This window comes from Acinetobacter sp. YH16032 (assembly GCF_013417345.1).
Taxonomy (GTDB): Bacteria; Pseudomonadota; Gammaproteobacteria; order Pseudomonadales; family Moraxellaceae; genus Acinetobacter.
This window is the reverse complement of record NZ_VPEE01000018.1, coordinates 20,896-36,160: the sequence shown is the minus strand read 5'-3', so window position 1 is coordinate 36,160 and position 15,265 is coordinate 20,896. Positions and strand designations below refer to the sequence as shown.

14 protein-coding genes are annotated in these 15,265 nt (G+C 39.0%); 6 read left to right on the top strand and 8 right to left on the bottom strand.

Annotated elements, in window-relative coordinates:
• The first annotated feature begins 179 nt into the window (after nt 1-179).
• The 4 genes from FTV32_RS10375 to FTV32_RS10360 all read left to right on the top strand — a co-directional run bounded on the left by FTV32_RS10375 (nt 180) and on the right by FTV32_RS10360 (nt 5,065).
• Nucleotides 180-1,490 carry a D-alanyl-D-alanine carboxypeptidase family protein gene (locus FTV32_RS10375; RefSeq protein ID WP_180028578.1) on the top strand — a complete coding sequence of 437 codons (1,311 nt, stop codon included), beginning with the start codon at nt 180-182 and terminating at the stop codon, nt 1,488-1,490.
• A gap of 123 nt (nt 1,491-1,613) precedes the next feature.
• Complete coding sequence (locus tag FTV32_RS10370) at nt 1,614-2,900, top strand: NAD(P)/FAD-dependent oxidoreductase (protein ID WP_180028577.1); 1,287 nt, start codon at nt 1,614-1,616, stop codon at nt 2,898-2,900.
• Between the two features lie 135 nt (nt 2,901-3,035).
• Nucleotides 3,036-3,518, top strand: a complete 483-nt coding sequence (locus FTV32_RS10365; protein ID WP_092767151.1) for a peptidylprolyl isomerase — start codon at nt 3,036-3,038, stop codon at nt 3,516-3,518.
• Between the two features lie 131 nt (nt 3,519-3,649).
• Nucleotides 3,650-5,065, top strand: coding sequence for a deoxyribodipyrimidine photo-lyase (locus FTV32_RS10360; RefSeq protein WP_180028576.1), 1,416 nt, complete (start codon nt 3,650-3,652; stop codon nt 5,063-5,065).
• On the opposite strand, the gene FTV32_RS10355 is transcribed toward FTV32_RS10360, so the two are convergent.
• Nucleotides 5,054-5,683: a metal-dependent hydrolase gene (locus tag FTV32_RS10355; RefSeq protein ID WP_180028575.1), complete on the bottom strand. Its 630-nt coding sequence runs from the start codon at nt 5,681-5,683 to the stop codon at nt 5,054-5,056. The genes FTV32_RS10360 and FTV32_RS10355 overlap by 12 nt on opposite strands.
• 33 nt (nt 5,684-5,716) lie before the next feature.
• Complete coding sequence (yaaA, locus tag FTV32_RS10350) at nt 5,717-6,496, bottom strand: peroxide stress protein YaaA (protein WP_180028574.1); 780 nt, start codon at nt 6,494-6,496, stop codon at nt 5,717-5,719.
• 123 nt (nt 6,497-6,619) lie between these two features.
• On the opposite strand from yaaA, the gene FTV32_RS10345 reads away from it, so the two are divergent.
• Complete coding sequence (locus FTV32_RS10345) at nt 6,620-7,249, top strand: alpha/beta hydrolase (RefSeq protein ID WP_035267316.1); 630 nt, start codon at nt 6,620-6,622, stop codon at nt 7,247-7,249.
• Nucleotides 7,250-7,316: 67 nt separating this feature from the next.
• Here FTV32_RS10345 and FTV32_RS10340 read toward each other — a convergent pair whose 3' ends face one another.
• From FTV32_RS10340 to FTV32_RS10325, 4 genes are all read right to left on the bottom strand, one after another.
• On the bottom strand, nt 7,317-7,691 hold the full coding sequence (locus FTV32_RS10340) for a hypothetical protein (protein WP_180028573.1): 375 nt from the start codon (nt 7,689-7,691) through the stop codon (nt 7,317-7,319).
• Nucleotides 7,692-7,802: 111 nt separating this feature from the next.
• Nucleotides 7,803-10,049, bottom strand: a complete 2,247-nt coding sequence (locus tag FTV32_RS10335; protein ID WP_180028572.1) for a bifunctional prephenate dehydrogenase/3-phosphoshikimate 1-carboxyvinyltransferase — start codon at nt 10,047-10,049, stop codon at nt 7,803-7,805.
• A gap of 19 nt (nt 10,050-10,068) precedes the next feature.
• Nucleotides 10,069-11,178, bottom strand: a complete 1,110-nt coding sequence (gene pheA / locus FTV32_RS10330) for a prephenate dehydratase (protein ID WP_035267321.1) — start codon at nt 11,176-11,178, stop codon at nt 10,069-10,071.
• A 280-nt stretch (nt 11,179-11,458) separates the two neighbouring features.
• Entirely contained in the window at nt 11,459-12,601 is a 1,143-nt protein-coding gene (locus tag FTV32_RS10325) for an acyl-CoA dehydrogenase family protein (RefSeq protein ID WP_180028571.1), read from the bottom strand.
• A 211-nt stretch (nt 12,602-12,812) separates the two neighbouring features.
• On the opposite strand from FTV32_RS10325, the gene FTV32_RS10320 reads away from it, so the two are divergent.
• Entirely contained in the window at nt 12,813-13,814 is a 1,002-nt protein-coding gene (locus FTV32_RS10320) for a glycosyl transferase family protein (RefSeq protein ID WP_180028570.1), read from the top strand.
• Nucleotides 13,815-13,863: 49 nt separating this feature from the next.
• On the opposite strand, the gene FTV32_RS10315 is transcribed toward FTV32_RS10320, so the two are convergent.
• A complete protein-coding gene (locus FTV32_RS10315) occupies nt 13,864-14,130 on the bottom strand; it encodes a YeaC family protein (protein WP_035267325.1) in 267 nt (88 codons plus the stop codon).
• Nucleotides 14,131-14,132: 2 nt separating this feature from the next.
• Nucleotides 14,133-15,074 (bottom strand): NAD(+) kinase, encoded by a 942-nt coding sequence (locus FTV32_RS10310; RefSeq protein WP_092767167.1) that lies wholly within the window; start codon nt 15,072-15,074, stop codon nt 14,133-14,135.
• Nucleotides 15,075-15,265: the final 191 nt, after the last annotated feature.

Genomic DNA, 15,265 nt, shown 5'->3' with positions numbered 1-15,265 from the left:
AATGTCTTAATTGAGAAACTATAGAACCAACTTGTATTTAGATTAGCATTTTTTTACTTGGAGTTGCGCGATTCGTATTAATTGTCTACAAATCTGACTAGAGTTTCAAAAAAAAAAGGCATAGCATGCGGTGTGCTTGATGATCTATGCCATTGGATTGGCTTATATAGGTAAACCCGTTGAAACTCTACTCTGCTCTACTCATAATTTTTAGTTTTTTTATAGTAAATATCACACATGCTTCCTTGTTCGAAGTTGCACCAGAAAGTTTAGAAGCTGAAGCATGGACTGTCTTAGATCCACAATCAGGTCAAGTCATTACTGAACACAATAGCCATGTCCAACGTGCACCAGCTTCGTTAACCAAAATGATGGTGGCTTACATCGCGCTGAAAGACATTCAAGCGGGTAAAATTAGCAAAAATGAAGTTATTACTGCCACACCAGTTGTCAATGTAGTTCAATGGGATGAGTCTCAGATGTATCTGAAGCCGACTCAACAAATTACGATTGATCAGCTTTTGGCAGGCTTAATTATCATGTCTGCCAACGATGCTGCTGTCACATTGGCTGAACGAATTTCAGGATCAGTGCCTGCATTTGTTCAACGCATGAATCAAGAAGCCAAAGTACTTGGCATGAAAGATACAAACTTTGCCAATCCCGCGGGCATTACAATGGATATGCACTATTCAACAGCGCATGATTTAGCCGTGCTCGCACAAGCACTCACCAATGAAACACCCGATTACCTTGACTACTCGAAACAGCAAAGTTTTACTTACAATCAGCATTTTCACCGTGCAACGAATATCTTACTTAAACAAGATGCTACTGTTGATGGTTTAAAAACAGGGTTTACTCGTGCTGCAGGCTATAACCTTGCACTTACAGCCAACCGACCAACTCAACAATTTGACCTCAATCAAAGGAGACTTATTGTTGTGGTACTCGGTGCTCAAAGTGGCTTTAAACGCGCTGAAATCGCACATCAACTTTTAAACCTATCCTATGCCTATACACGCAATGAAATTGCAATTAAAAATAAGCAACTAATTGCTGAACTCCCTGTAGTCGCATCGACCTTAAAAATGTTCAGAGTCGAAACTAAAAAGCCAAGTATCGTGACGACCTCTTTGTATAACGCGAATCAAATGATTGATATGCGTAATTTTGACAATCAAACTCATCGCTTAATTCAAACAGATGCTTTTGGATTCACTTCAGCTCTTGAGCCTTTACAGCAAACTCAAACGCATATGAACGTCGAGCTACTAACACAATCATTAACCGCACCTATTGCGCAAATTCAGCAGTTGGCACGTATTCATATCTATCAAAATAATCGACTCATTCAAACGGTATTGATTGAGGATGTACTTCAAATTGATGAAGCATCATGGTTTGAAAGTATTTTGAATTGGTTTAAACAATTATTTAGTTTCGGATCTAGCAGTGCAAATCAAGCAAAAATCTATCCTTTAAACTAATTGCAGTTTTTTATTGTAAATCTGTAACTTGTAATACAAAAAGGACAATTCTTTTAAAAAAGAGATGGCATATTAACCCCCATCTCTTTTTTATTTATGACGCTATAAAAATAGGAATATTAAATGTCGAATCTTCATCATATTGTCATTGTGGGTGGTGGTGCTGGTGGCTTAGAACTAGCAACACAACTGGGTGACACGCTGGGCAAATCTAAAAAAGCAAAAATTACATTAGTTGACCAAAAGCTTACACATATTTGGAAACCACTTTTACATGAAATTGCAGCAGGTACGTTAAGCCCTAGTGATGAAGAAACAAACTATTTTGGTCATGCTGCAAAACATCATTATGAGTTTGTATTGGGTAAATTTGAACAATTAGATCGTGAAGCCAAGACCATTCAATTGCTCAAACCTGTGGCGTCAACCTATGATCAATCTATTGATCATTTAACGCTAAGTTATGACACTCTTATTCTAGCGGTTGGTTCGGTTTCCAATGATTTCAATACTTCAGGTGTGCAAGAACATTGTCACTATTTAGATAATCCAAAACAGGCTGAACAGTTCCAGCAGCATCTACTTCATCTTTATATCGAAGCTCAAAATAATAATGACCATCGTGAGCTGCATATTGGCATTATAGGTGCAGGTGCAACGGGTGTTGAGCTTGCAGCGGAATTAGTTCAAGCCAAACAAAACTTCTTTAAATACGGTCTTAATAAAATTGATCCTAAAAACGTCAAAATTTCACTAATTGAAGGCGCGGATCGTATTCTACCGGCTCTTTCTGAAAAAATGTCAGACCACAGCACTAAGCAGCTTAAGCGCATGAATGTGGATATTTTAACGTCTAAGCGTGTCGAAAAAGTGGATGCTGATCAAATTTACTTTAATGATGGAAGTTCAATTCCAGCACAATTAAAAGTTTGGGCTGCGGGCATTAAAACTCCAGCAGTGATTCAAAACCTAGAAGGCTTCGAAAAAGATCGTATGGGTCGCTTACACGTATTTGCAACACTCCAAACAAAAGCAGATCCGAATGTTTTTGCATTCGGTGATTGCGCATACTGTATTCTAGATGCGCGTGAAACAGCTTTAGGACCGCGTGCGCAAGTTGCAAGTCAACAGGCTGCTTTCCTCGTTGATGCAATGAAAGCGCGAATTTCAGGAAAATCACAACCGATGTTCAATTTTTCTGACAAAGGTTCACTTGTATCTTTAAGTGAGAATAAAGCAGTTGGTGAATTACTTGGTCAGGTCAATGTTCAAGGATTTGTGGCGAAGTCGATGTATGTATCGCTTTACCGACTGCATCAAGCCACGATTTATGGTTATGCACAGGCAGGATTACTCACAGCCAAAGATTTTGTGACCAGAAAAATAGCACCTAAAATCAAATTGCATTGAAAAATCTAAAAGACGCCCCAATGTAATATTTAAGCGTTATAAATTATCGAAACTGCATTTTTTTTAGAAAATTGTCTACAAAAATTGGTTTTCACTTTATGATGTACCCTTAAAATATTTGAATGGATCATTAACATGACAGTTATTGCAAATGACCTTGTGGTTTTATTTAACTATAAATTGACTAATGCAGAGGGTGAAACTCTCGATCAATCTCAAGGTGAACCACTTGCATATTTGCAAGGCGCTGGCAACATTATCCCTGGCTTAGAAAAAGCAATGTTAGGTAAAACGACTGGTGACAAATTCACAGTAACGATTCCTGCTGCTGAAGCTTATGGTGAGTACAACACTGATTTAGTTCAAGAAGTACCTAAACAAATGTTCCAAGGCGTAGACAACATCGAAGCTGGTATGCAATTCCAAGCGCAAACTGATGATGGCGTTCAAATTGTGACTGTTAAAGCTGTTGAAGGCGAAAACGTAATCGTTGATGCTAACTTCCCGCTTGCGGGTCAAGACTTAACATTTGATGTTGAAATCGTTGAAATCCGTGAAGCAACTCAAGAAGAGTTAGATCACGGTCACGTTCACGGTGTAGGTGGTCACCACCACTAAGATCAACGGATTTTAGGACAAAAAGGTGAAGCTTCTGCTTCGCCTTTTTTTTATGCAAAAAATTACAATGCTTAACGATTTAAATGATTCAAATTCTTATAATTTCCTGAGGATATTTGGATATTAATCATATGAATCTCATTTGGTTTCGTCAGGATTTAAGAGTTAGGGATAACACGGCGTTAATGGAGGCAAACCGGCATGGGAATACTTGTGCATTGGTGATACTTTCACCTGAACAATGGAAATTGCATGATGATGCAGTGATTAAAATTGACTTTTATCTTCGCCAACTTAAATCACTTGAAAGTGAGTTAAAGCAATTCAATATCCCACTTGTGGTGGAAATCGTGCCCCAATGGGACGATGTACCAGCTAAAATATTAACTTTCGCAAAAAAATATCAAATTACTGCGATACACGCTAACATCGAAATCGGCATGAATGAGTTGAATCGTGATGCGCAAGTCCAGACCTTATTAGAATCGCATCAGGTGACTGTCGAGTATTATCATGACCGCACAATTTTCCCACTTGGATCAATTCGTAATAAGACGCGCCAGCCTTATCAAGTTTTTGGTGCTTATAAACGTGCATGCTATGAAATCTTGAATATCTCTGTTCCTCAACCACTCGCTGTACCGAAGGTACAACCTCATGAGCTTATACAACGCTTTCATACCTCCAAAATTCCATCGATACATGATTTTTATCCTGATGCTCAGATTAAATATCAATGGCCTGTTGGAGAGTCATATGCACTACAAATGCTCGAGAAATTTGTTGACGAGAATTTAGAGACGTACAAACAACAACGCGACTTTCCAAACATTGATGCAACCAGTCAATTATCACCGTATTTAAATCTAGGATTTATTTCGATTCGACAATGTTTGGCTGCAATTTTTAGTCGCTCAAATGGCAATTTTCATCTCTACTCTGATGGTCAACAAACTTGGTTAGATGAATTATTATGGCGAGAATTTTATCAACACATCCTGTTTGACTTTCCAAGATTATCGAAATATCAACCATTCAATTTAAATACATCTAATGTGCCATGGCGTGATGCACCCGATGAATTAAATGCTTGGAAGTTTGGACAAACGGGTATTCCAATTGTGGACGCTGGAATCCGTCAAATGCTTCAAACAGGATGGATGCACAATCGTGTCAGAATGATTGTCGCCATGTTCCTTAGTAAGAATTTGCTCATCGACTGGCGTAAAGGCGAACAATGGTTTATGCAACATTTGATTGATGGAGATTTAGCGGCAAATAATGGTGGCTGGCAATGGTGTGCTTCAACAGGTACAGATGCTGTACCTTATTTCCGTATTTTCAACCCCATTAGTCAATCACAAAAATTTGATAGTCAAGGTGATTATATTCGCAAATGGGTACCTGAATTAGCTCATCTTGATGCGAAAATCATTCATGAGCCTTACGCTAAAAATCCGAATCTTAAACTCAATTATCCAAAACCTATTGTTGATTTAAAGATGAGTCGACAGCGCGCATTAGCTGCTTTCAAATCAGCTAACTAATGCTCGTTCTAAATTTTGTTTGGCTTGATTTTCTAAAGTGTCATGAAAATATGCTGTTTTATAAATGGATTCCATTTGATAAAAGCTATTAAGAACTTCATTTCGTTTTAGTGTATAAATTTCAGAGGGTACCCAACTGAATTCTTGATGAATTTGCTGCTGATATTCTTCAAAACGTTTGGCGGTTGAACCAAGAATTGCAAGATCAATATCAAGTAAGTAGTTAAGATCCGAATCAACTGAAGCACGATGCTCTTTGGTCGCTAATATCCACTGATAAATTTTCTCACATCTCCTCATCTCCATGTGGGGAGATATGATGTTCAACATCATATCAGCACTTTGTTGTTCATTATCGTGTGCCTTAGGCTCATAAATGACATCATGAAACCAAAGAGCTATAGAGACTGATAAAGGATCTTTTAAATTTGGTAGAACCAATTGTAAGTGATCCATACATTCAACGATATGCTGCACTGTATGATAGTGACGATGAGGCTCACTGTAATGAACTTCTAATCTATCAAGAATAGATATGGAATCCTCTGAGGATAGTTCAAGCTGTTGTGCAGTAGCGGCCCAGTATCTTCTCAACTGGTTTAAGTATGAATCAATCATCAGACACCTTGCCCCGCTACCGCCTATTTATTTTTAAGCCGCCTGCTCATCACGTTTAAAAATGAGCTCACCTTTCAAAGAACTTTCAGCATCGAAATAATAGCCGTCTGTATTGAATGATTTAAGATCATCCACAGTATTAGGTTTATTTTCGATAATATAACGTGCCATCAATCCACGCGCTTTTTTAGCATAGAAGCTTATCACTTTATATTTCCCATTTTTCTGGTCTAAAAACACGGGCTTGATAATTTCAGCTTCAATTTTGCTTTCTTTCACCGATTTATAATATTCATCGGATGCGATATTGACCAATAAATCACTCTTGGCTTCTGATAAATCTTGGTTGATCAATTGGGTAATTTCATCTCCCCAAAATTCGTAAAGATTGTGACCGCGTGGATTTGCTAATTTCGTGCCCATTTCTAAACGATAAGGCATCATCAAATCCAGTGGTCGAAGTAATCCATAGAGACCCGATAGCATTCTTAAATGGCATTGAGCATATTCTAAATCAGCTTGCGTAAGCGAATACGCATCCAGACCTGTATAAACATCGCCCTTAAAGGCAAAGATTGCTTGGCGTGAATTTGATAAATCAAAGTCTGATTGCCAATCTCTAAAGCGTTCCACGTTAAGATTCGCAATTTTTTCACTCACACTCATTAATTTGGCGATTTCTGAAGCAGACAGTTTACGACTTACGTCTATAAGCTGTTGTGAGTGGTCAAGCAATCTTGGTAAAGTATGTTTATCAGTTGGAAGTGTAGATTCATAATCTAATGTCTTAGCAGGAGAAATTAAGGCAAACATAGAAACCTGATCAAAAAACAATTAATCAAACTATAACAGTAGACTTATTTTATTTCCAATTGTGTTTTTTTTAATTATTGACGTTAAAATATACGATTCTCCTGCACGTTAATCGGTATTTTTATGTCTGAACAAATGTTCATTCAAGGCCCTGTTGGCAAAATTGAGGTTTTTGTAGATTATCCTCAGTCTGAAGTAAAAGGATTTGCGGTCGTTTGTCACCCTCACCCGCTTCAAGGTGGTACTCCTCAGCACAAAGTTCCCACTCTGCTAGCTCAAATGTTCCTTGAGCGTGGTTATATCGTTTATCGTCCAAGTTTCCGTGGATCAGGTCAAAGTGAAGGGGTTCACGATGAAGGATTTGGTGAAACAGAAGATATTTTAGAAGTCATTCGTCAAGTACGTGCAAAACACCTTACATTGCCTTTCTATGTTGGAGGCTTTAGTTTTGGTGCACATGTTATGGCGAAGGCATATCATGCACTACCTCAAGAAATTCAACCTGAACAAGTCATTCTATGTGGTTTACCAACAGCCACAGTTGCTGGTATCCGTCACTATGTTACTCCGGCAATTAAAGGTGATATCCTGTTTATTCATGGTGAGGCAGATGAAGTCACTTTATTATCCGATTTAATTGAATGGGCAAAGCCTCAACGCCATATTATTACAGTGCTACCTGGTGCTAATCACTTCTTCACAGGTTATTTGAAGCAACTTCGCGTCGCGATCACTCGCTTCCTTACGGCTTAATATAAATATTACGTGTTTCAGAAAAACCCAGTGTAGATTCTTTACATTGGGTTTGTTTTATTCCTCGTTAGGATTTCCACTCTAGCGACTGGAACAACTCATCTTCTTTTAATGTCTGCTCTACTGCTTGCGCAAGTTGTTTAATCACACTCTGCGTCTCAATTTTTTGGAACCAATCCTGTTCCTCATCTGCATGCGCACTTATTTCACATACAAAATGTCCTTCGCCATCTGGTTGATTACAGTTCACCCCTAAAGCGATTGGGTGATCAGAGACACTGACTTCTAATTCATGCGGATTCGTAGTTTGAGTGTGAAATCCATGTTGCACCAACTGTTCAGATAACAATGCTGTAACGTAAGTTTGTGCATTATCATGAGAATGACTTGAATGAGCCTTAGCGTATTTCGTTTGATCAACTAAAAATTGTAATTTTTTCATTTCCTCATCCAAAGGCTTTTTAATTATATAGAATTAGAATAAGCAATATAAACAAAACAGCCAAGCTTTTGCTTGGCTGTTTGAAAAGAAATATACAAATCTTTGGTCGTATTATTCACTAACTTGAATAGATAAACCCGCTTGTTCAGTGAGTTGAGTAAATGTTGGGAAACTTGTTGCAACGGTTTCAGTTCCCACAATTTTAATTGCGCCTGAAGTACGCAGACCCGCAATGGAGAAACTCATGGCAATACGATGATCATGATGTGACTCAATTTCACCACCTGTAAAGATAGCAGACCAATCACCAGACTTACCTTTACCTTCAATAATAATACCGTCATCCGTAGGCGTACAATCAACACCCATTGTTTTCAATCCATCAGCCATCACTTGGATTCGATCAGACTCTTTTACACGAAGTTCAGCTGCACCAGTTAACACTGTTTGACCTTCAGCACAAGCTGCAGCAATAAATAATGCTGGGAATTCATCAATCGCTAAAGGTACTTGATCTTCAGGCATGTGGATGCCTTTCAAAGTACGAGTGCCACGAATTCGAATATCAGCGATTGGTTCACCACCTGCAATTCGTTCATTCTCGACTGAAATATCAGCCCCCATTTGCTTCAAAATTTCGATCACCCCAGTACGAGTAGGGTTAATACCCACTGCCTCAAGTGTTACATCTGAATTTTCAGTAATGGCAGCACCCACCATAAAGAACGCAGCAGATGAAATATCTGAAGGCACTTGAATATTCGTGCCAACTAACTTACCACCACCTTTTAAAGAAATACGGTTACCTTCAGTTTTCACATCATACCCAAATGCACGTAACATACGCTCAGAGTGATCACGTGTCGGTTCTGGCTCAGTCACCGACGTTACACCTTCTGCCCATAAACCAGCGAGCAGAATGCCAGACTTCACTTGTGCAGAAGCCATCGGTAAATCGTAATGAATACCTTTAAGTTGCTGATTACCTGTGATCGATACTGGCGGTGTGCCACGCTCACCTGTTGTTTGAATTTGAGCACCCATTTCACGGAGTGGCTTTGCAATACGTTCCATAGGACGTTTGCTCAACGATGCATCACCAGTCATTACTGAGTCAAATTTTTGCGCAGACAACATCCCTGACAGAAGACGCATCGAAGTCCCAGAGTTACCCATATAAAGCTCACTTGCTGGAGCTTTAAGGCCATGCATTCCTACACCATGAATGGTGACTTCACCATTTTTTGGACCTTCAATATTTACACCCATATCACGGAATGCTTGAAGTGTTGCTAAGGCATCTTCACCTTCTAAGAAACCAGTAACATGTGTTGTACCTTCAGCGATCGCACCAAACATGATTGAACGGTGTGACACAGATTTGTCACCTGGCACGCTAAATTTTCCAGAAAATGATTTAGCACCCGGCAGAATAGTAAATTGCTGTGTCACAGTTTTGTTCTCCATTAAAGGTTTCTTGGCAAGCATATGGTTAAAATGTTGGCGTGCTGCTTGAGCATGTCCAAGCAATCCCATGAGTGCTTTTGAATCTTCGTTTTCAATGAGCTGTCGAATATGAGCCAATTGGTTCTCAAAGCCATCAACAGCATTCAAAATCGCTTTTTTATTGGCAAAGAATATGTCATGCCACATTTGTGGATCACTCGCCGCAATGCGAGAAAAGTCTCTGAAACCACCAGCTGCATAGCGGAAAATGTCCAGATTATCTTCACGATTTGCCAGTTGCTCAACCAAATTGAATGCCATTAAATGTGGCAGATGACTTGTATGCGCAAGCACTTCATCATGCTTTTCCACATCCATACAAATTACTTCAGCTTGAGCAGCTTGCCATAACTGAATCAGTTTTTGCACTGCCCACTCAGCACTTGTTGCTAACGGCGTTAATATCACTTTGTGGTTAGCAAATAAATCTACTTTACCTGCATGAACACCAGTATGTTCAGCACCAGCTATTGGATGCCCTGGAACAAAACCTGCGGGTAACTGCTCACCAAAAACCGCAATTGCAGCCTCAACCACATTGCCTTTGGTACTGCCCACATCTGTAATTATAGTATCAGGAGCAATCACAGATTTGATCGAGTTTAATACAGATTGTGTAGCTCTCACGGGTAAAGCAAGAACAATTAAATCTGCATCAACCACTGCATCTTTGGCATTAGCATATCCTTCACTAATCAAACCTAAAGCTTTAGCATCTTCTAAGGTTTGAACAGATCGCGTAGATGCCACAACATTTTCAGCAAGACCATGTGTTTGAATGACACGTGCTAAACTTGATCCAATCAATCCTAGCCCAATAAATGCAACTTTTTTAAATAAAGGTTGAGACATATCTAAGTATCAACTCTTTTTAAAGTACCGCAATCGGGTATGAACCAAGAACACGGATTTCTTTGACTAATGGACGAATTTCTTCGACAGCCGCACGTACGTTCTCTTGTTCGATATGCCCTTCTAAATCGATAAAGAATACATAAGCCCATTTTTCAGGCAATGCAGGTCTTGTTTCGATACTGGTCAAGCTAATGTTATGTTTAGCGAACGGCGCTAAAATTTCTAATAACGCACCTGCACGGTCATGTGCAGAGATCAATAAAGAAGTTTTATCATTACCACTTTGTGGTACTTTTTCACGCCCAATAACTAAGAAGCGTGTTGTATTTTCTGGATTATCTTCAATATTGCTATGTAAGATTTCTAAATCATATAAGCTCGCAGCTGTTTCAGATGCGATTGCCGCAGAATGCCATTCATTACGGATACGGCGAGCAGCTTCAGCATTCGAACTCAAAGCCACACGTTCAACACCTGGATAATGAGCATCGAGCCAGCCACGACATTGAGCTAAAGTTTGTTGATGCGCATAGATTTGTTTAATGCTGTCTTTACGCGTATTTGAAGAAATCAAAAATTGATGATGAATACGTAATTCAACTTCACCAATCACATTTAAATGTGACGCTTTAAAACAATCAAGCGTGTGGTTAACCACGCCTTCGGATGAGTTCTCAACAGGAACTAAACCATAATGTGCACTGCCTGCTTCGACTTCACGGAACACTTCATCAATTGTAGGAAGTGGGCGCACAACCGCATCATGTCCAAAATGCTTCAGTACTGCCGAATGGGTGTAAGTTCCTACTGGACCAAGGAAAGCAATGCTTTGTGGTGCTTCTAAAGCAAGACATGCAGACATAATTTCTCTAAACAAACGCGCCATCGTCACGTCAGATAAAGGACCTTCATTACGCTCCATCACATTACGCAAAACTTGTGCTTCACGCTCAGGACGATAAAACATTGGATTTTCTTCAGAAGCAAATTTTGCTTTTGCTACAGCTTCAGCAAGTCGTGCTCGACGGTTAATCAGTTGTTGGAGTTGTTGATCTACTGAGTCGATATCTTCGCGGATTTTAGCTAAGTCTAAAGAATTCGTCGTGTTTTGATCATCGTTGATCATTGTAAAGTCGCCTTACAGAATCAGTTATGTAAACAGTATAACAATAGTTAGCTTTCAAATGTTAAGCAACCAAACTTTATGGCAATAAGACTTAAAAATATACAGTTGAAATAATCATCAATCCAATATGCGCTATAAATTAGAAAAAAGACAAGAACATTGAATAGGATAGCTTTAATCTTTTTTTAAAATCAGTGCGTTCTATAAGTTTTAAAATTGAAAACACATTCGAATACATCTCGCTTGTATTCATCAAGCGAGATGTAAATACGGATAAAAATTAACGTCCTAGCATGCCACGTGCTACGATTTCTTTCATGATTTCGTTGGTTCCGCCGTAGATTCGTTGAATACGTGCATCCACAAAGAAGCGTGAAATAGGATATTCCGTCATATAGCCATAGCCACCAAAGAGTTGCAGTAGGTTATCCGCCACTTTCATTTGAATATCTGTACTGAAACTTTTTAATGCAGCTGCTGTTTCAACATCCAATTTCCCTTCTTTATACAATGCTAGGTTTTGATTATAAAAAGCGGCCGTAGCCAGTTCATCGATTTTCGCTTGTGCTAAAACAAAACGAGAATTTTGGAATTGTCCAATTTTTTGACCAAAGGCCTGACGCTCTTGGACATATTGAACAGTCACATCAATTGAACCTCGAATTGCCCCTAATGCTGTCGCAGCAATCGCTGTCCGCTCACGTGGTAATTCTTGCATCAAATATGCAAATCCCTGACCCGCTTGACCTAAAAGCTGATCAGCTGGAACTTTTACATTGTCAAAAAAGAGTTCCGAAGTATCTTGGGAATGCAAACCGATTTTGTCGAGATTTGTGCCTTTTTTAAACCCTTCTAAATGAGTATCAACCAATAGAAGTGAGACGCCTTTAGCACGTGCCTGAGGATCTGTTTTAACGGCAAGCACAACCAAGTCTGCATGCTGACCATTTGAAATAAAAGTTTTAGAGCCATTCAAAACATAATGATTACCATTCAAAATGGCATTCGTACGGATGGCTTGTAAATCAGAACCAGCACCTGGCTCTGTCATTCCAATTGCCCCGACCACTTCACCAGAAACCATTTTTGGCAACCAGTATTTTTTTTGTTCTTCGTTCGCGATATGTAGAATATATGGTGCTGCAATTTCTGAGTGACATGAAATACCTGTCGATAATGCGCTATAACCTGCACGTGCCGACTCTTCAACCAACATTAAAGAATATTCTGTTGGAACACCATAACCACCATATTCTTCAGGAACATCTACGCACAAGAAGCCATTTTCACCAAGTGCATTCCACACTGAACGTGGCATTTTTCCTTCGCGTTCCCACTGCTCATAATAAGGAGCAACGTGCTCACTCATAAAACGTTTGAAATTATCACGGAATAATTCTAAATCTGCATCATATGCCAACATTCTTGTGTTCCTTACACTTCATTTTTTTATAAGTTTTCATGCTATCCCGTTTTTTTCCAGTTGTCATGGACAAAAGCGCTTGAAAATTCATACAATTTGGTCAGTCTCAAAAGCTAAAAATAATGCATGATCATTGAATTTGATATTTAGCTTTTATTCGAAGCATCATTCCACGTTACAATGTCATTAAGAACATCCAACTGCATTGATCATGAATACAAAACGTAATTTATATAAAGACTTTGAACATCCATTTGCGCAATTTGTTCGTATTCTTGGCAAAGGAAAAAATGGTGCGCGATCACTGACCTATGAAGAAGCCTATCAAGCATTTGAGATGATTTTAAAAAATGAGGTATTAGACGTTCAGCTGGGTGCTTTTTTAATGCTTTTACGAGTGAAAGAAGAATCTGTAGATGAACTGGCTGGCTTTGTGCAAGCGACTCGTGATCAACTTAAATTTAGAGCTATTGATGTCGACCTAGACTGGTCTTCTTACGCGGGGAAACGCAAACACTATCCGTGGTTTATCTTATCGGCGTTAACCTTAGCAAAACATGGTCATCGTATTGTAATGCATGGGGCTTCTGGACATACCATCAATCGATTATATACAGAACAAGTTTTACAGTATTTAGGTTATACCATTTGTCAAAATGAAAACGAAGTGGCATCAGAACTGAATCAGCATAACTTTGCCTATATACCACTCGAAGTCATTTCACCTACCTTGAGTGATTTAATTGCATTACGCAATATCATGGGCTTACGCTCACCCATTCATACGCTTTCACGACTCATCAATCCCTTCAATGCCAAAGCCACTTTGCAAGCGATATTTCACCCTGCGTATCGCAGTTCTCATCAACAGACTGCTGCCAAATTAGGTTACGTTAACAGTGCGGTGATTAAAGGTGAAGGCGGTGAATTTGAACGAAACCCAGATGCAAAAACCTTAATTTGCGGTATACGAGACGGTGAACTGTATGAGCTTGAACTTCCGAAACTCACAGCTGATCGTTCAGCAATTGAAGAAGAGTTGAACTTAGATACTTTCAATGCCGTATGGTTAGGTGATGCCCACCATAGCTATGGAGAGGTGGCTGTTATTGAAACTATGGCAATCGCAATCTACACTATGAATGTGGCTGAAACATTTACACAAGCACAGACCTTGGCTCAAGAATACTGGCAGTCACGTCATCGAGTTTAAATTCGGATTAAAAAAAGACACTATCAGGTGTCTTTTTTAACATAGAAGATTATACAAAACGTATAGGTTGAAATTCTGGCTCTGGAACATGTGAATCACATTCATCACCTTCCTCTTTATGACCTTTATCAATATACCCTGATCTTTCTGTTTCTGGCAGATTTTTAGCTTCCCAAGCAATGACTGCTTGCATTGAAATCTGACGCTGCTCTTGAGTTAAAGCTACACCGTTTGGCCATTTACCGATTTCAACGGCAGTTCTTAAACGAGCAACGATGTCTGCATCCAAAACTGATAACATTTGTTCAATATTCATGTTTAGTCCTGCTGATGAAATGAATCGTAATCTTGATTCCATCCTAGTTTGGTACGACATGCCATATAAAAGTCGTATCCAGGTGGATGTAATAAAGTAAGTTTGAAAGGATGTTTGCGAATATGCAACCAATCACCTTCATTTAAAGAAACACTGTGTTGCCCATCAGCACTCACCATTGGCAACACTCGATTCTTACGAATTTGAATTTTAATTTCACTTTGACCACCCACCACAATCGGACGAGAAGAAAGCGTATGCGGGTGCATTGGCACTAGCGCGATCGCATCCATACTTGGGTGCAAAATTGGACCGCCACCAGAAAGTGCGTATGCTGTTGAACCCGTAGGTGTCGATACAATCAAACCATCACTGTGTTGGCGATAAACATATTGACCATCAATATGAAGATCAAACTCAATCATATGGACTGACTTACCTGAATGCAGAACCACATCATTCAATGCTATTGCATCATAAATCAGTTCATTTTTACTACGAACTTCGACTTCTAATAAAAAACGGCGATCTAGCTGAAACTCACCTTTCAAGACTTGATCTAATTTAAATAACACTTCTGTCGGTTTGATATCTGTTAGGAAACCTAAACGCCCACGGTTTACCCCGATGACGGGAGTATTGTATTTCACTAAAGATCTAGCCGCTTGAAGCAATGAACCATCACCACCTACGACAATCACCAAATCTGTAACTTCACCCAATAAAGCTCGACTGACCGTTTGCGAATTTTTATAAGGGACCAATTTAGCGGTTTCTGAATCAAAAACTGGATGCAAACCTAAACTAATCAAATGGTCATGAATTAGACTTAAAGTCTCAACCACAGATGATTTATCTGGTCGTCCAATTAATCCAATATTACGAAATGACTTTGCTGAAAGTTGCACGTATGCTACGGCTCCAGATGAATTGTTGAGTATCATATCATCATCATTCTGTGACTTACATATTTCAAGCCTGTTTCATGTTATGAATTTCACGAATAATTTCACATTTCCCCAACTTAAAATCTTAATTTTCTCCTTAATATTGAATTAGATAAATCATTACATTTATCTAAAAAAGGCATAAATTCACAGTTTAATTATTGCAAATTATAAAAAAGCTTCGCATG

Excerpts from the sequence above, each read along its gene's own strand:
- yaaA (WP_180028574.1), bottom strand. The coding sequence starts at position 6,496 with ATGTTTGCCTTAATTTCTCCTGCTAAGACATTAGATTATGAATCTACA.
- pheA (WP_035267321.1), bottom strand. The coding sequence starts at position 11,178 with ATGATCAACGATGATCAAAACACGACGAATTCTTTAGACTTAGCTAAA.
- FTV32_RS10345 (WP_035267316.1), top strand. The coding sequence starts at position 6,620 with ATGTCTGAACAAATGTTCATTCAAGGCCCTGTTGGCAAAATTGAGGTT.
- FTV32_RS10335 (WP_180028572.1), bottom strand. The coding sequence starts at position 10,049 with ATGTCTCAACCTTTATTTAAAAAAGTTGCATTTATTGGGCTAGGATTG.
- FTV32_RS10320 (WP_180028570.1), top strand. The coding sequence starts at position 12,813 with ATGAATACAAAACGTAATTTATATAAAGACTTTGAACATCCATTTGCG.
- FTV32_RS10325 (WP_180028571.1), bottom strand. The coding sequence starts at position 12,601 with ATGTTGGCATATGATGCAGATTTAGAATTATTCCGTGATAATTTCAAA.
- FTV32_RS10340 (WP_180028573.1), bottom strand. The coding sequence starts at position 7,691 with ATGAAAAAATTACAATTTTTAGTTGATCAAACGAAATACGCTAAGGCT.
- FTV32_RS10310 (WP_092767167.1), bottom strand. The coding sequence starts at position 15,074 with ATGATACTCAACAATTCATCTGGAGCCGTAGCATACGTGCAACTTTCA.
- FTV32_RS10355 (WP_180028575.1), bottom strand. The coding sequence starts at position 5,683 with ATGATTGATTCATACTTAAACCAGTTGAGAAGATACTGGGCCGCTACT.
- FTV32_RS10360 (WP_180028576.1), top strand. The coding sequence starts at position 3,650 with ATGAATCTCATTTGGTTTCGTCAGGATTTAAGAGTTAGGGATAACACG.
- FTV32_RS10365 (WP_092767151.1), top strand. The coding sequence starts at position 3,036 with ATGACAGTTATTGCAAATGACCTTGTGGTTTTATTTAACTATAAATTG.
- FTV32_RS10315 (WP_035267325.1), bottom strand. The coding sequence starts at position 14,130 with ATGAATATTGAACAAATGTTATCAGTTTTGGATGCAGACATCGTTGCT.
- FTV32_RS10370 (WP_180028577.1), top strand. The coding sequence starts at position 1,614 with ATGTCGAATCTTCATCATATTGTCATTGTGGGTGGTGGTGCTGGTGGC.